This is a genomic window from Streptomyces sp. NPDC002520 (assembly GCF_053595235.1).
Map to the genome: position 1 here is coordinate 64,690 of NZ_JBSFXG010000003.1, position 22,311 is coordinate 87,000.

Sequence of the window (22,311 nt, forward strand, 5' to 3'; positions counted from 1 at the left end):
CCTGACCAGCCGTCACATACGGCCGCGCTTGGTCCCGATGACGTAGGCCAGCCCCCAGGCCGCTGCCGCCGCGATCACCAGGCCGAGCGGGGAGTACCAGTCGACGCCGCCAACCTTTTGGCACACGGCGCACTCCTGGTCATTATTGAATGAAATTCCGATACACCTTCGCGGATTTCATCCCGATTCGACCAGCGAGGTGAAAAACGCAATTGCCTGACCCACCGACCTTCTTTCCTCGGACGCGCCTGCTTGAATACGGAGTGCATAGTAAGGGTCCGGGTCGCCTTATTTTCACCCATGACCTCTGTAGCTTGGATGCCGTGATGATTGGAAAAGAAGTGGCGGTAATTCCCGCAGTGAAGCTTTGCCGATGCACGCGCACCGCATCAGTGTTCCTCGCGGCACTCGCGCTCACGAGCGCTCTACCGACCGCTCAAGCCTCGTCCCTGGGCAATCCGGCGAGCGCGGAAACCCTTCACTCATCCGGCACTCCGGGAGACCCCCAGGCCCCGGCCACGGTGTTCGTCGAGGACTTCGAGAACAACACAGGCGACACCCCGACTTTCCTGGAGAACTACGTCGGTTCTCCGCCGCTCGACGAGAGGTACACGGCCGATCCGCGGTGGCTTGACCACGGACAGTGCAACGGCATCATCCTGAACCAGACCGGTGCCGGTGAGCCCAGCTGCCGGTGGGTGCAGTATCTGAAGGACATGACCAACGCGCTGGGGCAGGTCGGCGGGACTGATCCGGCGACCAACCACGCGGTGTCGGCGTACAGCGACACCGTGAACACTGGCGTCGACGGGGTGGAGTTCCGGACCGAGCAGCCGATCCCGATCGCGAAGCCGAATCGCTACATCACCTTCGCGGTGGACGTGGCCGCGGACAACTGCGCACTCAAGAATCCGCTTCTGAAGTTCTATCTGACCGGCAGCGGTCCGGACATCCCGACCTTCACCACCCCCATCAATCCCTGTACCGACCCCAAGGCCAAGCCCTACCCCGGAGGAATGAGAGGGATCGTGGCCGGCTCGTTCACCGGCAACAGAGCCGTACTGTTCAACGGCACCCAACTGGGCATCAAGATGCTCAACGGGCAAGGGGATCCGGACGGCGACGACCACGCCTTCGACAACATCCGGATCCTGGACGCGACTCCGCAACTGGACAAAGCGTTCACTCCTGCCACGATCGACCAGGGTGGCACCTCGACGCTCACCATGACGGTGACGAACACCAGTGAACTCGCGGCCAAGGACGACTTCAGCCTCACCGACGATCTGCCGGCCGGAGTGAAGGTCGCCTCAACCTCGGAGGCATCGACGACCTGCGGCAACGGCACGGTCTCCGCAGCGGCGGGGGACTCGTCCGTCGCTCTGACCGACGGCGACCTGGCCGCCGGCCAGAAGTCCTGCACGGTCACGGTGAATGTCACCGCCGACAAGGCGGGAACCTACGTCAACCGCCCTGAGACGATGACCATGGTCGGCCTGAATCCCCCGGCCCCCGCGACCCTGACCGTCAGGAAAAAGGTGGCAGCCGTGGGCACCGCGACGGGCTCGGCCGGTCTGCTGTCCGGCAATGTCGTACAGGCTCCGGTGAGCATCCCGGTGAACGCTTGCGGCAACACCGTGAACGTCATCGGACTGCTCAACCCGACGGGGGCCAACACCTGCGTCAACGGCTAGGCGGCCAGGTCGCTCACCTCACCGTGTCGACCGGTCGGGGTGGGGAAGCAAGTGACTCGTCATACCTTCATGCGTGGCTCCCTTGTCACGTTCATCGGGTTGGCGCTCACTGTGTCCGCCGTGCCGCTGGTGGCACCTGCGCACGCGGAGACCGCAACGGAGACGGTCCTCGTACCGGGATCACCACCGGGTGGCAGGGTTACAAGGCCCTGTACTGACCAGCCGACACCGAGGGGTGTCCGGAACTTTGCGTTCCGGGCATCCCTCGGCCTTCGTAGCCAGTGGGTTACGACGGCGCCCCCATCCCGGGGTGCCCCACCCTCAGGGTCATCGACACTCCACCGACCCTGCGGCCCACGCGGAGAGCCACGTGCGAAACGTCCCGCTTCGCGTCGTCCGCCGCCACTCACCGGCCATGCGGCGTCGTCCCGCTCGGAGGCTGCCCCGGGCACGAGGCCCTATGGAGTCCTCGGGCAGTCCGGCTCGGTCACGCCGCTGACGGCAGGGCGGGGACGGGGTCGGCGGGAGCTGACGGGGCCGGCTGCTCGGCCCAGACGATCTTCCCGGTGGAGGTGAAGCGGGTTCCCCACCGCTCGGCGAGCTGGGCGACGATGAAGATTCCGCGGCCGCCTTCGTCCATGGTCGTCGCGTAGCGCAGGTGGGGGGAGGTGCTGCTGCTGTCGCTGACCTCCAGCACCAGGCTGTTGTCGCGCAGAAGGCGCACGTGGACGGGGGGTGCCGCGTGGCGGATGGCGTTGGTGACCAGCTCGCTGAGGATCAGTTCGGTGGTGAATGCCGACTCCTCCAGGTCCCAGTCGGCCAGCTTCGCGAGCACCTCGGCGCGCAGGGCGGGCACGGCGGCGGGAAGGGCCGGGATATCCCATTCGGCGATACGGTCACGCGGGAACGCGCAGGTCCGGGAAATCAGCAGAGCCACGTCATCGACCGGATGGGCGGGCAGCACCGCCGCCAGGACCGTTTCGCACGTCTCCTCCGGGTCGAGCCCCGCGCCGGAGAGCGTGTCGCACAGCAGCTCCAGGCCGGCCTCGACGTCGCGGTGACCGGTCTCGATGAGCCCGTCGGTGTAGAGCACGAGCTGCGTGTCCTCCGGCAGCTGCAGCTCGACGGCCTGAAAGCGCAGGCCGCCCAGGCCGAGCGGGGGGCCTTCGGGCAGGTCGAGGATCTCCGCGCGGCCGTCGGGATGGACGACGACGGGCGGAACGTGACCGGCTCTTGCCATCGTGCAGGCAGAGGAGACCGGGTCGTAGATCGCGTACAGGCAGGTAGCCGCGACGCTCACATCCTGGCCGGCGCCCTCCTCCGCGTTCATCTGACTGACCACGTCGTCGAGGCGGGCCAGCAGCTCGTCGGGCGGTATGTCGAGGGTGGAGAAGTTGCGGACAGCGGTGCGCAGCCGACCCATGGTGACCGCGGAGTGCAGGCCGTGGCCGAACACGTCCCCGACCACCAGGGCGGTGCGGAACCCTGGGAGGGGGATCACGTCGAACCAGTCCCCGCCGACCTCGGCCTCGGCGGGCACGTAGCGGAACGCCGCTCGGACGGTGCCGGTGTCCGGCAGCGTGCGGGGCAGCAGACTGCGCTGCAACGTTTTGGCGATGGTGTGCTCACGGGTGTAGCGGCGAGCCAGCTGAGAGACCGCAAGGCCGACGATGAGCAGCAGCCCGGCGGTGATGATGTCGTCCGCTTTGTTTATCCGGGTGAAGCTTTCGTACGGGGTGGTGAAGAAGTAGACGAACCACACGGCGGCCGAAATGGCCGTGAGGGCCGCGACCCATCGGTAGCCGAGAGCGGCTACCGCCGCGACGACCAACGTCAGGATCAGAACCACGTTGGTGGCGGACAGGGTGTCCCGGACGGGCACGAGGAGCGCGCAGACAGCGAGCGGGACCGCGATCGCCGCAAGGAGTGCGGTCAGCCCCTTGACCGGACCACGAGGCATGCACACCTCCCTTCCCTCCGGTGTAGCAGGGCTCACGCGGCGCGGCCAGTCGATACGGGTCGGGCCGAACCTCGACCGGGCCCTCGGAACAGCGAAGAAGCCTCCTCGTCACAGATGGCAGGACATGGTGTGGCGCCTACCCTTCCTTCATGAGGGGTCACCGACCGGCTCACGCGGATGTTCCGGACGAGTCCGTCGTCCCTGAGCCCGCGTCGCCAAGACGTATCCGCTTGGCCGCTGCCGGCATCGTCATGGGGCTGGTGGCGATCACGGTGGTTCCGGCGGTGCTCGTAGCGCCGCTGGCAGACCCTGTTCCGGTCTTCATGACGGCGGGTGTCGTCGCGGGGTTCGGCTTCTTCGCCCTGCCCCGCCTCCGCCTGGCACGGAGGCCGTGGCACAGGCACGGCCCCGACTCGCGGTTCCTGACCGCGCGGACCTGGACCGGCCATCGCAGGATCGACCTGCACGACCTGCGGAGCGTGCGCACCTGGAAGGAGGCCTATCGAGGAGGTGCCAGCACGTACATCGTCGTCACCGACGCCTCCGGTACCCGATTGGGCTTCGAGAGCCCCGAGGCGGATCGCCTCATACGTCGGTACGCCGTCGAGCGGCCGCGGGAGACACCCGGTCGCCACCCGGTACACGTGACCCGGCTCGCGCAGGCCGACCTGGGCATCAAGCCGCTTCCCCGGGGCCTGTCCCCCCTCCGGTCCCTGCTGTCCGTGGGGCGGACCGTCCTCCTGGTCGTCGGTCCCATGATGGTCTCGGCATACATCGCGACGCACTGAGCGACTCGATGCCCGCTCCGCCCACGTGCGGCGACGGCGGCGGTGTGGTGTCGGCGTATTCGAGAGGCGCAGGTCTTGTGGGGGTCGGCATGGCTCGGGTGGCCGCTGGATAAGCTCGCCCGGTGCCGATTCCGCGCGAGTTGTACACGAATGCAAATCAGCAACTTCGCTTCGCTCTGCTCGGGCCGCTCCAGGCCTGGCGGGGCGAGGGGAGTCTGGGGCCCGGGCCGGTTCGTGAGCAGGCGCTTCTGGTCGCCTTGCTCCTACGACCAGGCAGAACGGTCGGTCGCCAGCAGCTGCTCGACGAGGTGTGGGGTGCGGAGCCGCCCGGCACGGGCACCAAAGTGCTCCCGGTCTACGTGCACCGATTACGGCAGCGCCTCGATGCACCTGGAAAGGGACCGGCGAATTCCGTGATCGGCACGGTTCGCGGCGGATATCGCTTCGCACCGCGGAGCGCGTCCGTGGACGTGGCGCGGTGGGAGGAGATCGCCGCCGAAGGGCGTGCGGCGCGGGACGGCGGGGACCCGGACGCCGCGGTGGAGACGTGGTCCCGGGCGCTGGGGCTGTTCCGGGGTGAGCCCCTGGCCGGGATACCCGGGCCCTTCGCGGAAGGGGAGCGGTTGCGGCTGGCGGAGCAGCGGCTTCTGCTGGTGCAGGACAAGGTGGACTGCCAGCTCCGGTCGGGACGGCACGCCGACGCCGTCGGGGAACTGTTCTCGCTGACGACGGCCCACCCCTACAACGAGGCACTGGCCGCCCTGCTCATGCGGGCCCTCCACGCGGGCAACCGGCAGGCCGACGCGCTGGACGTGTACGCCGCGGTGCGCCGTCGCCTGGTGGACGAGCAAGGGGTGGAGCCCGGCGCCGAACTGCGGCGGGTGCACGAGGCGGTCCTGCGTGGCGACGACGCCCTGCCGGCCGGGGACACCGCGGTACGGCGGGGGCCCGCGGGAGAACGCGTGGCTCGTCGGCCGAGCGGGGCCCCACGTCCGGATCCCGCTCGCCACAAGCCCCGGGCACGTCATGAACTGCCCGTCGGGACAGGGAGCTTCACGGGGCGGGACCGGGAGCTCCGGCTTCTCGTCGCGTCCGCCGACGGGCAGGGGGTCACCGTCCGGGCGGTGGACGGCATGGCCGGGGTCGGGAAGACCGCGCTGGTGGTGCGCGCGGCGCGAGCGCTGCGGGACCGGTACCCCGACGGCTGCCTGTTCGTGGAGCTGCACGGGCATCGCGAGGACCGTGAGGCGGTGGGGCGGCGACGCGTACTGCGCCGGTTGCTGCGGGCGGTGGGCGCCGGCGAGGGGGAGGACTCCGAGGACCTGGACGAGCTGGCCGCGACGTGGCGGGCGGCGACCGCCTCCCTCCGGCTGCTCCTCGTACTCGACGACGCGTCCCGCGCCGAGCAGGTGCGCCCGCTGCTGCCCGCCGGCGGCGGCAGCCTGGTGTTCGTCACGAGCCGGCGGCGCCTGACCGGGCTGGACGCGGACCGCAGGGTCTCGCTGTCCCCTCTCGGCATCGGCGAGGCGGCGGAACTGCTGACCCGTATCGTCGGCGCCGAGGAAGGCCGCGGCGAAGACACCGAGGACACCGACGAGGGCTGCGAGGACGGCGGTGACGGCGGTGCCGGTTCCGGCCGCGGGCGTGGGGCCGTACGCGAGCTGGCCGCGCTCTGCGGGCGGCTTCCGCTGGCGTTGCGCATCGTCGGGGCGCGGATACAGGACCGTCCGTCGTGGGCGGTGGAGGCCCTGGTGGCGCGGCTGACCGACGACGAGCGCCGGCTCGACGAGCTGGCCGTGGAGGACCGTAGCGTCGAAGCCGCGTTCCGGGTCTCCTACGACCAGCTTCCGGCCGCCGAGCAGCGTGCCTTCCGCGCGCTGGGGGTGTCGCCCACCGTACGGCTGGACCGGCTGACGCTGGCCGCCCTTCTCGGCTGTACGCCCTCCGAGGCCGAGCGCGCCCTGGAGAGCCTCGCGGACGCGAGTCTGGTGCAGCGGGTGACCGCCGACCGCTACCGGCTGCACGACCTGGTGGCGGTCTATGCCCGGCGCCTGGCCGCCGAGTCGCCCGACGAGGCCGCGGCAGCCAGGGAGGGCGTGTTCCTGCTGTACGTGGCCGCCGCCCGTCGCGCCGGTGACTGGGGCAGCTCGTCCTACCCGACCGGGCCGCAGGGCGCCGGGCCCTTCACGGACTGGGAGGAGGCCACATTCTGGCTGGACGAGGCGGGCGGTGAACCGCTCGACGTGATCGGTCAGGCGGCGGCCGAGGGCCGGCTGGACGAGGCCTGCTGGATCGCCGAGGGCCTGGTCGACTACCTCACCCGGCAGGGCCGGTTCCACGAGTGCCGCACCGCGCTGGAGACGCTGCTGCCGATGCTCGGCCGGGCCAACGACCGGCGGATGGACTCCGCGCTGCGTACGGGCCTGGGCATCGCGTACGGACTGCAGGGCCGCTACCGGCAGGCCCGCGCCTGGTTCACCGAAGCGCTGGACATCAGCCGCCGGGCCGGTGACCCGCACGAGCGGGCCAGAGCCGCGGCCGGACTCGGAACGTTCGCCAACCTGGAGGGGCGGATCGCCGAGTCCATGGCCTGCTTCGCCGAAGTCCTGGCCCTCGCGGGCGAGTTGACGCATGACGACTGGCTCACGGGTTCGGTCATGACGCGCGTCGGAGACGTGCACCACCAGCTCGGCGAGTACGGCAAGGCGTACGACCGCTACCTGGAGGCGATCGCACTTGCCGAGCGGGCGGACAGTCCCCGGCTCCTCGGCAAGACCCTGTTCCGCCTCGGTGGTCTCCAACTCGACCTCGGGCGGCCGGCCGAGGCCGTGGGCACGCTGGGGAAGGCCGAGGACCTGGCCGGACGTCTGGGGGACGTCCCCCTCTACTCCGCCGTCCTCGGCAGGCTGTCCATGGCCGAGGCCGACCTGGGCAATCCGGAGGCGGCCGCCGAACTCCGCCGCCGGTCGCACGCGATACTCGACGAGCAGACCGGCACCGGGTCCGAGATCGCGATCCGCCACCGGCTGCTCTGGCACGGCGCCGCGGCCGAAGACCTGGCCGGAGCACGCGACTTCTTCGAGCGCGGCACCACGCTTCCCGACACCGACGCCAACAGGGCGAGAATCTCCCGGGCGTTGGACGACCTGAGCCGCCGACGACAGCAACAGCCGCCGGACGCCGGCGAGTACGAGCCGTAGCCCGCCCCGAGTACGAGCCGTAGCCCGCCCCGGGTGCGGGCCGGGCCCGGCCGGTGGGTGACCGGCCGGGCCGTCGTTCCGTCCGCCCCCGTTGCGAACGGATTCCTACACCGGGTCCCCGTTCTCGTTCAGCCACTGAACGCCGTTCTCGCCGTCCCGGCCGAGGTTCTTCGGGATGACGAACTCCGGGTACTTCCAGTGCAGGTTGAAGTAGCCGGGCGCGTTCGTGACGGACCGCAGGTCGCACACCGGGTCGCCGACGATGCAGTACCGCTTGACCGGGATGCCGTTGAACTCGGCCGGGCCCGTGCCGGGGGCGGTGGCCACGCCCGGGATGCCCAGCCCCGCGGGGAGATGCGCCCCGAAGCCGGTGCCGGGCTGCATCGGGTCGGCGTAGAGCATGCCGTCGACCTGGTCGCGCGGAATGCTCGTGCCGCCGTTCGCGATGGTCTGGAGCACCCGGTCGGCCGCCTGCGCGCCCTGGGAGTAGCCGGTGACCGTGATCCGGGCGTCGGGATGCGCCGCGTGGGTGTCCTCCGCCGCCCGGAGCCCGCGCTGGTAGCCCATTTCCACGCTGGCGTCGTAGGTCGGTGCGGTCAGGGCGTCCAAGTGGGGCTGGAGGTTGGCGTCGACGAGTCCGCCGGTGGGACCGATGAGCGGGCCGGAGCTGGCCGGGTAGCACACCGTGATCGCGGAGTCGCCGAGGCCGAGAACCCTGTTCGCGGTGTCGTACGAGGTCGTGGTGGTGGAGCAGCCGTCCCGGTTCTCCGTGGGACCGGTGCCGCCGATCTCGATGTAGTAGTGCTCCGCGTCGGCCGCGTGCGCGGCCGCGGGGAACGCGACGGCGGTGCCGGCGGTCAGCACCGCCGCTACGGCCGCGGTGCGAACAGCCCGTGCCATCCTGCTCGTTCCCGTCATTTCGTGAACTCCCCCTCGGGTCGTGGACGTGCCAGGCACCGAACACCCCAGACGCTAGGCACCGGTGTTCACATCGCGGTGACATGTCGATGACTGCGCAGGTGGCAGGGCTTGGCCGCCTGCACGCCGAGGCGCTGGAGTTCGGGTGCACCGGGGCGTACCGCACGCGTCGGGCCTCGCGATCCCCACGTCGACCGGTGACGGAGCGGACACCTGGGGCCCAGGTCGGAGACCTGGGCCCTGGCGTGGTGCGGATGCGTCAACGAGGTGGGAGTGTCAGCGGGGCGGGCAGCCGAACAGGTTCACCGTGCCCTTGTCGGACGTGTAGCCCATGCAACTGACGGTTCTGTCGTGCACGGTCTTCGTGTGGTCGACCTTCCCGTTCTCGTACTCGTCCTTGTAGTGCTTCAGCACGAGGGTGTCGATGTTCACCCTGAACCAGCTGCGCTTGTTGTCCGGCATGGTGCAGCCGTGGGCGGTCAGGTTGCGGCTGGGATCGTCGATCCATATGGCCTGTTCGGCTCGGTCGCAGTGCGCCCTGCCGTAGGCGTCGGCGGTGCCGGCGCCGGTGCCGAGCAGAGCGGTGGCGCATGTGGCCACCGCGGCGCTCGCACCCAGCAGGCGCTTCAGAGCGGGCTTCATCGATGAGTCCTCCTGCCACGTGTGGTGACGGCCGGGAGTCGCTGTCACCGTGGTGTGATCGTCACATTTGTCCGTGATGTTCTGCTCGTCGAGGAGCGGGACAGTCCCCCGACCCGGTGACGCCGGTGGTGCCAATGCAGCAGGGGCGGTCACCTTCCGGGCGGGCCCGGAGCGGTTCACGGGTGCGGACGGCCGGGGCGACGGGCGGGCCGATGGGGTGTGCGGGGCCCATGATGCAATGGGGGCGACGACGCAGATCTCGGGGCGGGGTGACGGGTGTTGGGCAACGGAGGGCTCGCCGAGGGGAGTTTCGAGCCGCTACGGGAGGGCGATCCGCGGACGGTGGGCGGATACCGGCTGGTGGCGCGGCTCGGGTCCGGCGGCATGGGGCGGGTCTATCTCTCGCACACCCCCGGCGGACGGGCCGTCGCGGTCAAGGTGATCCGGCCCGAGCTGGCCGAGAACGCCGAGTTCCGCAAGCGGTTCCGGGCCGAGGTGGCCGCGGCCGGCCGGGTCCACGGGGTCTACACGGCCGCGGTCCTGGACAGCGACACCGAGGGAGAGGTGCCGTGGTGCGCGACCGCCTACGTGCCGGGGCCCTCCCTCTCCGAGGCGGTACGCGATCACGGGCCACTGCCCGTCGACACCGTGCTGCGGCTGGTCGCCGGTGTCGCCGAGGCACTTCAGGCGGTGCACCGCGCGGGCATCGTGCACCGGGACCTCAAGCCGTCGAACGTGCTGCTCGCCGCCGACGGCCCCCGCGTGATCGACTTCGGGGTGGCGCGCGCGACGGACGCCACGTCCCTGACGCAGAGCGGTACGGCCCTGGGCACGGTCGCCTACATGGCGCCGGAGCAGGTGCTCGGCGCGCCGGCCCTCCCGGCGGCCGACGTGTTCGCGCTGGGGCAGACCGCCGTGTTCGCGGCGACGGGCCACGGCGCGTTCGGCGACGGGGATCCACACGCGGTGCTGTACCGGGTCGTGCACGCGGAGCCCGACCTCGGCCGCGTGCCGGCCGAGATCCAGGAGCTGGTGGCGCGGTGTCTGCGCAAGCCCGCCGACGAGCGGCCCACCGTCGAGGAGGTCATCCGCCGCGTCCAGGAGATCCAGGGGATCCGGGGCCGGTCGTACGACGGTGACGAGGCGCGGTCGGCGTCCGGGGCGTGGCTGCCGGGCGAGCTGGCCGCGGGGATCGCGGCTCGGGCGGCGGGCGCGGATCAGGCCCGCGCGAGCACAGCGGCTCCGGACGCGGCGGCATGGGGTACGTCGGCTCCGGACGCGGCGGCATGGGGTACGTCGGCTCCGGACGCGGCGGCGTCGGGCGTGGCGGCGTCGGGCGCGGCGCAGGCCTCGCCTCCCGCGGGTGCCTTCGGCGCCCCCGTTCCCTTCGGGGCTCCGGGCGCTCCCGTTCCCTTCGAAGCTCCGGGCGCTCCCGGCACCCCCCGTCCGTCCGGTGCTCCGGGTTTCCAACCGCCCGCCGCTCCCGGTGCGTTCGGGCCGCCGGCGGCCTACTCCCCGACCTCGCCGTCCCATGCAGCGATGCCCGCCCCCTTCGTCATGGCGCCGGGGGCGGCGCCGGGCGCCTACGCGGCGACCGCCCCGGTGCCCGCGAGCGGCAAGGGCGGGGCGGGTGGCAAGGGCGGTCGCAAGGGGCGGGGCTGGCTGCTGGCCGCGGCCGCCGTCGCGCTGGTCGCCTGCGGGGCGGCCGTCACCCTGCTGCTCGTGCCCGGGAACGGCGACCAGGGCCGTGAGCAGGTCGGGGAGGTGGCCGCGGCGCAGTCGACCGGGTCCGGGGAGCCGTCGGCGTCGGTGTCCGGTTCCCCGTCCGGCGCAGCCGGGAAGACGGACAAGAAGGCGAAGGCCTCCACGTCGACCGCGCCGCCCCGCCCCTCGGTGTCCCCGACGCCCTCGCGGACCGCGCCCCCGCCCCCGCCGGCCACCGCGGCGAGCAGGCCCGCCGCTCCGAAGACTCCCGTCCCGGTGACCTACGCGGGGATCCGGATGACCAAGAGCCACGACCTGTACCTGGCGGACACCCCGGTGCGGGCCAAGGCGGACACCGGCACCTCCGACGAGGACCTGACCTACGCCGTCTACTCCTCGGGCGCCCTCCTCGCCCCCGGCACCACCTCCGGCAGCTCGCTCGCCCTGCTGCCCGCGGGCCGGCCGGGGAGCCTGGACGCCTGCAAGGCGGCGACCGGCTACAAGAGCTACGTCTGGATCAAGGACCTCACCGTCGGCCAGCGGATGTGCGTGATCAGCGGGACGGGGCACGTCGGGCTGGTGACGTACCGGGGATCCGCCGGGACGTCGTACGCCACGCTGGACGTGAAGGTGTGGCGCGACGCGGCCTGACCAAGGCCCCCACGCCCGTGCCGCCGTGGGAGACGGAGTGGGTGTCCGTCGCCCGCGGCGACCGGATGCCGTGCGTATAGGGTGCCGGGCATGAGTCAGGAACCGGCGCGGTGGGTGGGCCAGGAACAGCTGGAGCAGCGGGTTTCGCATGACGACCGGGAGCAGGTCGCCGAGGTGCTGCGGGTGGCCGCGGGTGACGGACGGCTGACCCTGGACGAGCTGGAGGAGCGGCTGGAGAGCTGCTTCGCGGCACGGACGTACGGCGATCTGGCCCCCCTGGTGGCCGACCTGCCCGGGCAGGCGATGGCCGTGGCCGACCCGGCCCGGACGAAGGAGGTCGCGCGGGTCCGCCGGACCGGCGGGAACGTCCGGTACGAGGGCGTCTGGGAGGTGCCGCGCCGCCTTGAGATCGAGGTCCACGGCGGCAACGTCCTGCTCGACTTCACCTCGGGGACCGTGCGGATGCCGGTCACCGACGTGCAGGTGGCGATCCACGGCGGCAACCTGCGGCTGACCGTCCCGGACGGCTACGCCGTGGACGCCCAGGAGGTGGAGATGCACGGCGGCTCGGTCGTGCACCGCCGTGTGAAGGACCGCGCCCCGAACGCCCCGGTGGTGCACCGCATCACCGTCACCGGCTCGGTCGTCGGCGGCAACATCGTCGTCCAGCCCCCTCGCGCACCACGCCGGCCGGGCCGCCTGCGCCGCCTGCTGGGCCGCGACCGCTAGGCGTGCCGGTCTTCCGGATCCTTCGCTCGGCGACCCCCACCGAGGTCAACGCCTCGCCGGGCACGGACTTCACGGGGTAGCCGTGCGAGGCTGCCACGGTCCTCACGGATCCCCCGGCCGATCGGTCATGGAGTCGGCTCCGATTTCGTGTGGAGGATCTCGCGGGCCTGCTCCGCGGCGCGCGCTATGCCCTCGGAGACGAACTCGACGAAGCGGGCGATGTTCTCGAGGCGGGTGGCGGCCGGGCTGCCGGAGCCGAGGATCCTGACGCCCTGTCGTGCGATCTCGGCGAGCTGGGCGGTGGCGCGGGCGCCGGCCATCGTGGACTGGTACATGACGTCGTCGTCGACGATGTAGCGCTCGCGACGGCGTTCGTCGCGCTCCCGGCGGATGAGGCCCTGGCTCTCCAGGAACGCGATCGCCTTGGAGACGGACGCGGGGCTGACCTGGAGGCGCTGGACGAGTTCGGACGCGGTGAGGCTGCCCTCGTCGGTGGTGTAGAGGCAGGCCAGGGTCCGGGCCGTCATCCTGGGCAGGCCCGACTGCATGAAGACGTTCGTGAACGTCTCCTCGTACGCGCGTACGGCCTCGTCGTCTCGCCCGTGGGCCCCTGGGGCCGCCTTCGGGTCCCGGGGTGCGGCCTGCCTGCGGCGGTGGGCGCGGTGTTCGGTGGCGCGGTGTGCGAGGTCGGCGCGGTAGGCGGTGGGGCCGCCGTTGCGCATGACCTCGCGGGTGACGGTCGAGGTCGGACGGTCCAGACGTCGGGCGATCTCCGCGTAGGCGAGGCCGTCGGCCAGTCCCAGCGCGATCTGCTGACGTTCCTGCTGGGTGAGTCTGCCTCCCGGCATCGCGGTCTCCTTCTCGGCCTGGCCCGTGGTGTCGCCAGCATAGCGTTCATTCCACACCCATTGCAACGGTCGATGATGCTGTCATTGCATTGAAGTTCAATCCATTGCAACACTTCTAAAGCATCTACCTGCATAGATGACATTCATACGCAACGAACTCGTTGCCACATCTATGAATGCAACGTAGCTTTTCCGTCGTCAGAAAGCACGGGCCGCAAGGGCCCGCGACACGGACAAAGGGAGAGCACCATGCAGAAGTTCGACAGCCCCGCCCCCGTCTCCGCCGTCCTCGACATCCCCGCCGGACGCATCCGGCTCATCGCCGCCGACCGGACCGACACCACCGTCGAGGTCCTGCCGGCGGACGCCTCCAAGGGCCGCGACGTGAAGGCCGCGGAGCAGACCGAGGTCACCTGCACCGACGGCGTCCTGCGCGTCCAGGTCCCGGCGGCGGCGAGCCGGATCCTCGGCCCCTCCGGATCCATCGAGGTGACGGTCCAACTGCCCTCCGGCTCCCGCGTCGAGGCGAAGACGGCCAGCGGTGAACTCCGGGGCGTCGGGCGCCTCGGTGACGTCGTCTTCGAGGGCCAGCAGGCCACCGTCAAGCTCGACGAGACCGCCGACGCCCGCCTGTCCACCGCCGCCGGCGACATCACCGTCGGCCGCCTCGGCGGCCCCGCCGAGATCACCACCCAGAAGGGCGACATCCGCATCGCCGAGGCCACCCGCGGCACCGTCGTCCTGCGCACCGACTCCGGCGACATCTCCGTCACCGCCGCCCGCGGCGTCTCCGCCTCCCTCGACGCCGGCACCCCCAGCGGCCGCATCCGCAACGCCCTCAAGAACAGCGCCGGCGTCCCCGACCTGGCCGTCCACGCCACCACCAGCCACGGCGACATCACCGCCGACAGCCTGTGACCGCCCGCAGTCCGTACAGAAGGAGCACCCCTCATGACCGACCTGGCCATCGCGGCGACCGGCCTGCGCAAGTCCTACGGCGACAAGGTCGTGCTCGACGGCGTCGACCTGGCCGTACCGGAGGGAACGATCTTCTCCCTCCTCGGTCCGAACGGCGCCGGCAAGACCACCGCCGTCAAGCTCCTCTCCACCCTCGTCTCCCCCGGCCCCGGCTCCGGTGAGATCCGCGTCGCCGGCCACGACCTCGCCACCGACCCGCAGGCCGTGCGCGCCGCGATCGGCGTCACCGGACAGTTCTCCGCCGTCGACGCTCTGATCACCGGCGAGGAGAACATGCTCCTCATGGCGGACCTGCACCACCTCTCCAAGCGCGAGGGACGGCAGGTCACCGCCGAACTGCTGGAGCGCTTCGACCTCACCGAGGCCGCGAAGAAGCCCGCGTCCACCTACTCCGGCGGCATGAAGCGCCGCCTCGACATCGCCATGACCCTGGTCGGCAGCCCCCGGATCATCTTCCTCGACGAGCCGACCACGGGCCTCGACCCGCGCTCCCGGCACACCATGTGGCAGATCATCCGCGAGCTCGTCACCGGCGGCGTCACCGTCTTCCTCACCACCCAGTACCTGGAGGAGGCCGACGAACTCGCCGACCGGATCGCCGTCCTGAACGACGGGAGGATCGCCGCGCAGGGCACGGCCGAGGAACTGAAGCGGATCGTCCCGGGCGGGCACGTCCGGCTCCGCTTCACCGACCCGGCCGCCTACCGGAGCGCCGCCTCCGCCCTGGGCGAGGCGTCCCCCATCGACGAAGCCCTCGCACTCCAGATCCCCAGCGACGGCAGCCAGCGCGAACTGCGCTCGGTTCTCGACCGGTTGGACTCGGCCGGCATCGAGGCCGACGAACTGACCGTGCACAGGCCCGACCTCGACGACGTCTTCTTCGCCCTGACCGGCGGCGGCGTCCGCATCCCCCACCAGTCGAACCAGCCGAACCAGCCGAACCAGCCGAACGAGCCCAAGGAGAGCGCCCGATGAGCACTCTGTCCCTCGCCGTGCGCGACTGCTCCACGATGCTGCGCCGCAACCTCCTGCACGCCCGGCGCTACCCGTCGCTCACGCTGAACCTGCTGCTCACCCCGATCATGCTGCTGCTGCTCTTCGTCTACATCTTCGGCGACACCATGAGCGCGGGCATCGGCGGCGGCGGTCCGGACCGCTCCGAGTACATCGCCTACATCGTCCCGGGCCTGCTGCTGATGACCATCGGCAGCACCACGATCGGCACCGCTGTCTCCGTCTCCAACGACATGACCGAGGGCATCATCGCCCGCTTCCGCACGATGGCGATCCACCGCGGTTCGGTGCTCGTCGGGCACGTCGTCGGCAGCGTGCTCCAGGCCGTCACCAGTGTGGTCCTCGTCGGGGCGGTCGCCGTGGCCATCGGCTTCCGCTCCACCGATGCCACCGTCCTGGAGTGGCTCGCGGCGTTCGGACTGCTCGTCCTCTTCGCCACGGCGCTCACCTGGATCGCCGTCGGCATGGGCCTGATCAGCCCGAACGCCGAGGCCGCCGGCAACAACGCCATGCCGCTGATCCTGCTGCCGCTCCTGTCCAGCACCTTCGTCCCGATCGACGCGATGCCGGGCTGGTTCCAGCCCATCGCCCAGTACCAGCCGTTCACACCCGCCATCGAGACCCTGCGCGGCCTGCTGCTCGGCACGGGCATCGGCGACAACGGCTGGCTCGCCGTCGCGTGGTGCGTGGGCCTCGCGGTGCTCGGCTACTTCTGGTCGACCGCGAAGTTCGACGACGACCCGAAGTAGCCGCCGTGACGAGGCGGGCCTGCCTCCCGCGACGCGTCCCACCCGAGGGCGGCGTACACCGACGACCCGTCGGCGTACGCCGCCCGTTCTTCGTACGCACGTCGCTTGTGGGAACTCGTGGTCCATTAGGCTGCGCGTCCGGTGACCGGAGGGAAGAGATGTTCAGCAAGCGAGCGATCGTGGCCGCGGTGACGGCGGTCCTGATAGCCGGGCTCAGCGCCTGCTCGGGCGACAGCGGCGGTGACGGCACGGCGCCCGTGGGGAACGGCGGGAAGGCCGCGGGGAGCAACGCGCACGACAATCCTTCCCCGGACGCCGTCTTCGGGCTGCGGGACACGCTCCGGCACGTCCCGGCCCGCACCACCAGGGCCACCCGGCCGCATCTGGTCAAGAAGTGCACGATCGAGTCCCGCCAGGTCAAGCACACCTCGCGCTCCGGATCGGGCAAGAAGCGCCGCACCCGCACCTGGTACACCACGGAGCAGGTCCGGTCCTGCCGGAAGGTGCGCAAGGGGACCGAGACGTACACGAGGGTGCTCCGGCGCGAGCGCTGGTGCGTGCGGCTGGACGACGTCGGCGGGCACGCCTCCCGGGACGACGTCTGGTACCAGGTCACCTACCCGGCCTACAACAAGGCCCTGGGCGTCGACGACCACGCCCGTCTGAAGTTCACGCCGAAGGCGCCCGGCTGCTGACACCCACCAGCGCGTCCCAGTCCTGGCCGGCGGCCCACTCGGCGAAGCCGTGCCAGCCGACCTCGGAGTGGTCGCGGCGCAGGCCGGCGATGTCGACGGCGAGGCCGTGGGTGGTGAAGTAGGCGAACATGGCGGCCAGATCGGCGGACCAGGTCCGCACCTGGTCCAGCGGCACCTCGTGGTGGGCGACCGGGCGGCCGAGGGCCGTCGTGAGGATCTGCGCCATCTCCTCGGGGGTGCGCTCGTCGGAGGCGATGTCGATGCGCTGCCCGGCGAACGCGTCGCGGCGCGCGCTATTGATTGCGTCGCACAGTTGATGTGTTGCGCAGCAGCCTAGACAGTAAAGCTGCGCCGCGCAGCGGATTACCGGTCGCTGCGGGGCTCGGGACGGCCCGGGCCGGTCGCGCGGGTGATGGCGGACTCGACGGCGGCCACGCGGTCGGCGAGGAGCGTGAGGGCGGCGACGGCGCGGGTCAGGGGGTCGTCGCCGGGGGCGTGGGCGCGCACATGGGCGGCCTTCACCTCCGTCCAGCGGACGGAGTCCTCGGGGGTGAGGGTGCCGCGCAGTCCGGCCAGTTTCAGGAGGTTGGCCTCGGCGCCGGTGGTGAGGGTCTGGGCCTCGGCCGTGTAGTGGTCGGTGACGACCGCGTCGCGCTCGGCCTCGTTCATGACGGGGCGCAGGCGCTGGGCGATGCGGTTCATGTCGCGGTAGGAGCCCTGGAGCCGGAACGGCGGCTCCGTGCGGGCCTCTTCGGACTGGGCGGCGGAGGCGATGTAGGCCGCGTTGACCGTGAGGATCGTGTCGCGGGCGGCCAGCAGATGGCGCAGCAGCGCGAGGAGGCGGTCCAGTTCGGCGGGCGGCACGGCGTGGGTGAGGCGGTCCGCGCGGGCCGTGGGGTCGGCCGCGGCGAGGCGGACCAGGAGGTCCAGGTCGGCGCGGTCCCGGGCGGCCAGCGGTGCCAGCAGCGGGTTGGCGGTGAGCGCGTTCTCGACGAAGCTCAGCGCGAAGACGTCCTCCTTGCCGGTGAGGACGTCGCCGAGGTTCCACACGTCGGCGCGGTTGGCGAGCATGTCCGGCACCTGGAAGCGGGCGCCGGACTCGGTGTAGGGGTTGCCGGCCATGCAGACGGCGAAGCGCTTGCCGCGCAGGTCGTAGGTGCGCGGCTCGCCGTCCCGTACGCCGTCGACGCGGCGCGTGGTGTCGCACAGCGGGATGAACTTCTGCAGCAGCTCGGGCGAGGTGTGCTGGATGTCGTCCAGGTGGAGCAGGGTGTTGTTGCCGGCCGCGAGCGCGAAGTTGATCTTCTCGATCTCGCGGCGGGCCGTCGCGTTCGGGGCGTCGGCGGGGTCGAGCGAGGTGACGGTGTGGCCGAGCGCGGGTCCGCTGACCTTGACCAGCATCAGGCCGAGGCGGTCGGCGACGTACTCCATCAGCGTCGTCTTGCCGTATCCGGGCGGGGAGATCAGCAGGAGCAGGCCCCCGGTGTCGGTACGCCTGCTCTCGCCGGTGGTGCCCAGCTGCCGGGCGAGGCTGTCGCCGATCAAGGGCAGGTACACCTCGTCGACGAGGCGGTTGCGGACGAAGGCGGACATCACGCGCGGGCGGTGGTCGTCCAGGTGCAGCCGGTCGCGTTCGGCGGCCACCAGTTCCGCGCGGCGGCGCTGGTAGGCGCGGAACGCGGGGACCTCGCGGCCGGCGAACTCCGCGGTCCGGGCGAGGAATTCGTCCAGCCGCAGCACCAGCCGTCCGCCGTTCACCCGCGGGTGCGTGCCGAGCAGGCCCTCGGCGGTGGCGGTCAGCGGGGCGTCGCCGTCGTAGCGCGGCAGACCGGGACACAGCTCGGCGGCGACCGCCTCGGCCAGCTCCCCGGGCCCCGCGTCGGCGCCACTGGCCTGTGCGTACGCGCCGAGCCACGCCCGCACCAGCTGCGCCCGCGCGGCCGGCCCGCCGGGCCCCGCCGGCTCCCGCCCGTAGTCCGCGTCGGCCACGGTGTGCCGGAACTTCTCCGACAGGGTGCGTGCGGCGCCGCCGAGGACGAAGCGCTCGGGGTCGCCGGTGGTCAGCTCGTCGAAGAGGTACGCGGCGGCGGCATGTGCGAGCGACCCCCCGCCCGCTCGCCCACCGCCTCCCCCGCCCGCCGCCACGCCGGTTCCCCCGCCCGCCGCCACGTCGGCTCCCTGGGCCGACGCCGCATACGGCCGCCCGGCCGAGGCCGCATACGGCCTCCCGGCCGACCCGGCGAACGGCCCCCCGACCGCCCGCCCGTCGGCTCCCCCCGCCGACGCCGCGAACGACCCCCCGGCCGCCCGCACATCGCTTCCCCCGGCCCGTCCCACGAGCGGCCCGGCGACCGGGGCATCCGCCCCCGGTAGTCCGCGAGCCGCCTCAACGGACGGGCCGCCGGCCTCCGCCCCCGGTGCTCCCCCGACCACGCCCGCCCCCTCACCGGCGCTCCACCGGCCGATCGACCCGGCCAGCTCCTCCACCAGTTCGTCGATCACGGTGACCGCGCCGAAGGTGTCGCGGGCGCGGGCCAGGGAGACGGCGCGGTGGGTCCAGGCCGTGCGGGTTTCCTCCGTGGTGCCGTGGGTCCAGAAGAGGTGGGCGATGGCGCGGGCGGCGGGCAGGTGGCGCAGGGTGCCGGCGCCGTCGAGGAGGGGGAGCAGCACGGTGAGGATCGCGGTGGTGTCGTGGTCGTGGACGCCACGCTCGTAACCCTCGTCGTACGCCGCCTGCGCCGCGTCGCGCACCAGGGCGGGCAGGTCGTCGGCCGCGGCCAGGGCGGCGGGGCCGTGCTCGGCGAGCAGGCGGGCGGCGAGGTGTTCGGCGCGGTAGACCCCGGGCGACTCGGAGGGCAGGTGCCGGTCCCAGTAGGGGCGGGTCGCGGCGAAGGCGGGGTCGGTGACCGGGGCGCGGTAGTCGGTGCCGGTGACGGCGTAGGCGAGGCCGTCGCCGTGCGGGACGAGCGTGAGGTCGAGGGGCTGGGTGTTGACGGCGAAGCGGTGGCCGCCGAGGAGCAGGGTGCGGCCGTCGTCGGCGTACAGGTCGGTGCGGTCGCGCAGGGCGCGGGCGGCCTCCTGGCGGGCCGCCTTCAGCCGGCCGTCCAGCTCCTCGGCGCGCACGCTGTCGCCGAGGGCGCGCAGCGCGTCGGCGGTGCGGCGGACCTTGGCGACCATCGGGTCGGAGGCGAAGTACGTGGTGACGGCGTCGGTGTCGGCGAGCGTGGCCGCGCGGCGGGCGACGGTCTCCAGCACCCGGCCCGCCGACACCGCGAGCTGTTCGGCGCGGCGGGCGCGGGCGTCGGCGAGGGACTGCTTGCGGGCGGCGAACGCCTCGTAGATCTCGGTGCGCCGGGTGGCGAGGTCGTCGAGGAAGTCGTCGAACTCGGCGAACCGCGCGTCCAGGTCCTCCACCCGGCCGAGCAGCGCGGCCAGTTGGTCGTCGCAGGCCTCCGGGCTGTCGGCGGCGGCGAGGGCGGCCGTGACGGCCTGGGCGAGCAGGGCGGTCTCGGCGGCGAACTCGGCGCGGCCCTCGCGGTCGAGGAGGGAGCGGCGGCGGGCGTCGAGCATGGCGCGGGCGCGGTTGACGCCGCCGAGCACCTCGGCGATCCGCTCCAGGATGGCGGTGCGGACGGTGGCGTCGGCGATGTCGAGGCCGGTGACGACCTCGGTGACCGTGCGCAGCCCGTCGGCGAGGTCGTCAAGGCGGGCGCCGACCGGTGCGGCCGCGGCGACGGTGCCGATCGACTCCGCCTGCGCGACCAGGTCGTCGACCTCGGCGTGCTGCGCGGTGAAGGCGTCCCCGCGGGCCAGGAAGGACACCGCGCGCTTCCCGAAGGCCGCGAGGTCGGCCGCCGCGCCGGCGGCCAGCTCGTCCACGCGGGCGGTGTCCGCGTACCGCAGCTCCTTCACGGTCAGCAAGTGGCCGTGCGCGTGCCGGAGTTCGGTCAGCCCGCGCACCCATGCGGCCGCCTCGCGCGGGGCCTCGCCGCGCAGCCGGCGGACGACCGCCGCGATCCGCTCGGCCGCCTCGTCCAGGGCGTCGGCGGCCTGCCCGGTCAGCGCCCGCACCGTCTCGAACTCGGCCAGCACCTGCTCGGCGGTCTCCCGCACCTCCCCCAACGGGCCCAGCAGATCGCCCAGTTCGGGCTCGCCCAGCCAGTGGTGGGTGTCGGCGGCGCGCACGCAGGCGGCGGCCAGCGCCCGGTATCCCTCGCCGGTTTCGATGCCGTCGCCGACCAGGCCGGCGACGGACAGACAGTCCGCGAGTCCGCGTACGAGGTCCGCGTTGCCGACCCGGGCCAGGGCGCCGGTGCCGGTGCGCAGGGCGGCCGCGTGCGTGTCGGAGACGTACGGCGAGGCCCACCACTGGAGCGGGTGCGTGTGCGCGGGCTCGTCGCCGCCCTCGCGCAGCACGGCGAGCGCGCCGTCCCCGAACAGGGCCCAGCCCCGGCAGGGCAGCGGGGTGGCGACCTCCTTGCGCAGGGTGTTGTACGACAGCAGCAGCGCCCGGTCCCCGGCGCGCGAGCGGAACGCGTACAGCACGTCCTCGCCGTTCGGCGCGCGCACCTCCCGCTCGAACTCCAGCCCCGCCGCGTCCAGTTCGTACGTCTTGTGGGCGCCCGTCGCCAGACAGTAGCCGCCCGGGAACACGATGCCCTGGTCCTCGGGCAGCCGGCAGCAGGCCTGTCCGATGCCGTCCAGCCGGACCACCGAGCGGGTCAGGGTGTGCAACACCAGGTACCGGTCGGCGTCCTCCTTGTACGGCCGTACCCGCAGCAGGACCAGCGCGCCCACGCGCGCGTGCGCGACCGCCGCGTCGGCGAGCGACTGCAGCGGCTCCTCGACCGGCTCGGAGTACAGCTCCTCGCCCTCGGGGCCGCGCACGGTGAGCCGGCCGCCGACCGTCGCCACGCCCACGCCGCCGGGTACGGCCACGTAGGGGTCCCGGCCGAGGACGTGGTCCTCGCGGCTGGTGCCGGTCCAGGTGAAGTCGTGGGCCGGTGGGAAGGTGTCGTCGCGGTCGCCGCGCGCGTCCAGGAACTCCGCGTGGCCGTCCCGGCCGTCGTCGGTCAGGTTCCAGCGCAGGGCGCGGACGTCGTCGGCCTTGTCGCCGGTGCGGAACACCGCCAGCAGCCGGCCGTCCACGCGGCGCAGCCGCAGCAGGCGGGCCTGCCGGTAGTAGCGGTGCAGCGCGGTGAACTCCCGTACCGGCGCCGGGTCGTCGAGGAGGCCCGGTACGGCGTCCTCGGGCAGCCGGTTCAGATCACGGTCGTACAGCGCGAGGACGTCGGTGACCGCGGCGTCCGTCCCGTCGGCGGTCCGTCCCGTGCTGCCGAACAGCAGCACGTCCCCGACGGCGACCACGTCGCGGGGCACGCACGGGTGCGGGGTGCGCAGCCGCGCGGTCGCCTGGAGGGTGAGCCCGGCGGACCCGAACTCGTCCGCGCGACGGGCGTTGAGGTCCTCGGCCCGCCGCGCCAGCTCCGCCGCGTGGGCTGCCAGCCGGTCGCGCAGTACCTCGTAGGTGCCGGCGTCCGCGGTGTCGTACGGGCCCGTCGTCTCCGGGGTGGTGGCCATGGGGCGGTTTCCTTCGTGGGCGAGGCGTTGGAGCAACGGGGAGCTATGTGGGGGTGGGGGACTGTGGCCGGGTGCGGGTCCGTCGTGGCCGGTCGCGCGGTTCCCCGCGCCCCTGGGGGCTGCAGCCCCCGTCGGTCATATGGCGGCCGCCCCCACGCGGC

At 72.4% G+C, this 22,311-nt stretch carries 15 protein-coding genes and 1 pseudogene; 10 read left to right on the forward strand and 6 right to left on the reverse strand.

Going from position 1 to position 22,311, the window contains the following annotated elements:
* The first annotated feature begins 1,091 nt into the window (after positions 1-1,091).
* Positions 1,092-1,694, forward strand: a complete 603-nt coding sequence (locus ACWD5D_RS06310) for a chaplin (protein WP_451371964.1) — start codon at positions 1,092-1,094, stop codon at positions 1,692-1,694.
* 487 nt (positions 1,695-2,181) lie between these two features.
* Here the strand turns inward: ACWD5D_RS06310 and ACWD5D_RS06315 are convergent, their stop codons facing one another.
* Complete coding sequence (locus ACWD5D_RS06315) at positions 2,182-3,654, reverse strand: ATP-binding SpoIIE family protein phosphatase (protein ID WP_451371640.1); 1,473 nt, start codon at positions 3,652-3,654, stop codon at positions 2,182-2,184.
* A 230-nt stretch (positions 3,655-3,884) separates the two neighbouring features.
* Between ACWD5D_RS06315 and ACWD5D_RS06320 the strand changes: the two genes are divergently transcribed.
* The 3 genes and pseudogenes from ACWD5D_RS06320 to ACWD5D_RS06330 all read left to right on the forward strand — a co-directional run bounded on the left by ACWD5D_RS06320 (position 3,885) and on the right by ACWD5D_RS06330 (position 7,642).
* Complete coding sequence (locus tag ACWD5D_RS06320; protein ID WP_451371641.1) at positions 3,885-4,442, forward strand: hypothetical protein; 558 nt, start codon at positions 3,885-3,887, stop codon at positions 4,440-4,442.
* A 122-nt stretch (positions 4,443-4,564) separates the two neighbouring features.
* Positions 4,565-4,876 (forward strand): annotated as a pseudogene (locus ACWD5D_RS06325) (AfsR/SARP family transcriptional regulator); the annotation flags it as partial.
* A 30-nt stretch (positions 4,877-4,906) separates the two neighbouring features.
* The gene (locus ACWD5D_RS06330) at positions 4,907-7,642 is read left to right on the forward strand and encodes an ATP-binding protein (protein ID WP_451371965.1); all 2,736 of its coding nucleotides are present in this window, start codon (positions 4,907-4,909) and stop codon (positions 7,640-7,642) included.
* A gap of 105 nt (positions 7,643-7,747) precedes the next feature.
* On the opposite strand, the gene ACWD5D_RS06335 is transcribed toward ACWD5D_RS06330, so the two are convergent.
* Together ACWD5D_RS06335 and ACWD5D_RS06340 are read right to left on the reverse strand one after the other, a co-directional pair.
* On the reverse strand, positions 7,748-8,542 hold the full coding sequence (locus ACWD5D_RS06335; protein WP_451371642.1) for a cutinase family protein: 795 nt from the start codon (positions 8,540-8,542) through the stop codon (positions 7,748-7,750).
* 294 nt (positions 8,543-8,836) lie between these two features.
* Positions 8,837-9,202 carry a hypothetical protein gene (locus tag ACWD5D_RS06340; protein WP_451371643.1) on the reverse strand — a complete coding sequence of 122 codons (366 nt, stop codon included), beginning with the start codon at positions 9,200-9,202 and terminating at the stop codon, positions 8,837-8,839.
* Between the two features lie 279 nt (positions 9,203-9,481).
* Here ACWD5D_RS06340 and ACWD5D_RS06345 point away from each other — a divergent pair, with 279 nt between their 5' ends.
* Both ACWD5D_RS06345 and ACWD5D_RS06350 read left to right on the forward strand, forming a co-directional pair.
* Positions 9,482-11,557 (forward strand): protein kinase domain-containing protein, encoded by a 2,076-nt coding sequence (locus ACWD5D_RS06345; protein WP_451371644.1) that lies wholly within the window; start codon positions 9,482-9,484, stop codon positions 11,555-11,557.
* A 90-nt stretch (positions 11,558-11,647) separates the two neighbouring features.
* Complete coding sequence (locus tag ACWD5D_RS06350) at positions 11,648-12,286, forward strand: DUF1707 SHOCT-like domain-containing protein (protein WP_451371645.1); 639 nt, start codon at positions 11,648-11,650, stop codon at positions 12,284-12,286.
* Positions 12,287-12,411: 125 nt separating this feature from the next.
* Here the strand turns inward: ACWD5D_RS06350 and ACWD5D_RS06355 are convergent, their stop codons facing one another.
* On the reverse strand, positions 12,412-13,134 hold the full coding sequence (locus tag ACWD5D_RS06355; protein ID WP_451371646.1) for a helix-turn-helix domain-containing protein: 723 nt from the start codon (positions 13,132-13,134) through the stop codon (positions 12,412-12,414).
* A gap of 249 nt (positions 13,135-13,383) precedes the next feature.
* Between ACWD5D_RS06355 and ACWD5D_RS06360 the strand changes: the two genes are divergently transcribed.
* From ACWD5D_RS06360 to ACWD5D_RS06375, 4 genes are all read left to right on the forward strand, one after another.
* Complete coding sequence (locus tag ACWD5D_RS06360) at positions 13,384-14,052, forward strand: DUF4097 family beta strand repeat-containing protein (RefSeq protein ID WP_451371647.1); 669 nt, start codon at positions 13,384-13,386, stop codon at positions 14,050-14,052.
* 33 nt (positions 14,053-14,085) lie between these two features.
* Positions 14,086-15,087 (forward strand): ATP-binding cassette domain-containing protein, encoded by a 1,002-nt coding sequence (locus ACWD5D_RS06365; RefSeq protein WP_451371648.1) that lies wholly within the window; start codon positions 14,086-14,088, stop codon positions 15,085-15,087.
* Positions 15,084-15,875 carry an ABC transporter permease gene (locus ACWD5D_RS06370; RefSeq protein WP_451371649.1) on the forward strand — a complete coding sequence of 264 codons (792 nt, stop codon included), beginning with the start codon at positions 15,084-15,086 and terminating at the stop codon, positions 15,873-15,875. The genes ACWD5D_RS06365 and ACWD5D_RS06370 overlap by 4 nt, the downstream gene beginning before the upstream one ends.
* Positions 15,876-16,033: 158 nt before the next feature.
* Entirely contained in the window at positions 16,034-16,570 is a 537-nt protein-coding gene (locus ACWD5D_RS06375) for a hypothetical protein (RefSeq protein WP_451371650.1), read from the forward strand.
* Here the strand turns inward: ACWD5D_RS06375 and ACWD5D_RS06380 are convergent.
* Positions 16,545-16,796 carry a hypothetical protein gene (locus ACWD5D_RS06380; RefSeq protein ID WP_451371651.1) on the reverse strand — a complete coding sequence of 84 codons (252 nt, stop codon included), beginning with the start codon at positions 16,794-16,796 and terminating at the stop codon, positions 16,545-16,547. The genes ACWD5D_RS06375 and ACWD5D_RS06380 overlap by 26 nt on opposite strands.
* 137 nt (positions 16,797-16,933) lie before the next feature.
* Entirely contained in the window at positions 16,934-22,150 is a 5,217-nt protein-coding gene (locus ACWD5D_RS06385) for a DNA repair ATPase (RefSeq protein WP_451371652.1), read from the reverse strand.
* Positions 22,151-22,311 lie beyond the last annotated feature (161 nt).

What these genes read in the sequence shown, in the direction of transcription:
- ACWD5D_RS06310 (WP_451371964.1), top strand. Translation starts at nt 1,092, where the DNA reads ATGCTCAACGGGCAAGGGGATCCGGACGGCGACGACCACGCCTTCGAC.
- ACWD5D_RS06315 (WP_451371640.1), bottom strand. Translation starts at nt 3,654, where the DNA reads ATGCCTCGTGGTCCGGTCAAGGGGCTGACCGCACTCCTTGCGGCGATC.
- ACWD5D_RS06335 (WP_451371642.1), bottom strand. Translation starts at nt 8,542, where the DNA reads ATGGCACGGGCTGTTCGCACCGCGGCCGTAGCGGCGGTGCTGACCGCC.
- ACWD5D_RS06340 (WP_451371643.1), bottom strand. Translation starts at nt 9,202, where the DNA reads ATGAAGCCCGCTCTGAAGCGCCTGCTGGGTGCGAGCGCCGCGGTGGCC.
- ACWD5D_RS06350 (WP_451371645.1), top strand. Translation starts at nt 11,648, where the DNA reads ATGAGTCAGGAACCGGCGCGGTGGGTGGGCCAGGAACAGCTGGAGCAG.
- ACWD5D_RS06355 (WP_451371646.1), bottom strand. Translation starts at nt 13,134, where the DNA reads ATGCCGGGAGGCAGACTCACCCAGCAGGAACGTCAGCAGATCGCGCTG.
- ACWD5D_RS06360 (WP_451371647.1), top strand. Translation starts at nt 13,384, where the DNA reads ATGCAGAAGTTCGACAGCCCCGCCCCCGTCTCCGCCGTCCTCGACATC.
- ACWD5D_RS06365 (WP_451371648.1), top strand. Translation starts at nt 14,086, where the DNA reads ATGACCGACCTGGCCATCGCGGCGACCGGCCTGCGCAAGTCCTACGGC.
- ACWD5D_RS06370 (WP_451371649.1), top strand. Translation starts at nt 15,084, where the DNA reads ATGAGCACTCTGTCCCTCGCCGTGCGCGACTGCTCCACGATGCTGCGC.
- ACWD5D_RS06375 (WP_451371650.1), top strand. Translation starts at nt 16,034, where the DNA reads ATGTTCAGCAAGCGAGCGATCGTGGCCGCGGTGACGGCGGTCCTGATA.
- ACWD5D_RS06380 (WP_451371651.1), bottom strand. Translation starts at nt 16,796, where the DNA reads ATGGCGCAGATCCTCACGACGGCCCTCGGCCGCCCGGTCGCCCACCAC.
- ACWD5D_RS06385 (WP_451371652.1), bottom strand. Translation starts at nt 22,150, where the DNA reads ATGGCCACCACCCCGGAGACGACGGGCCCGTACGACACCGCGGACGCC.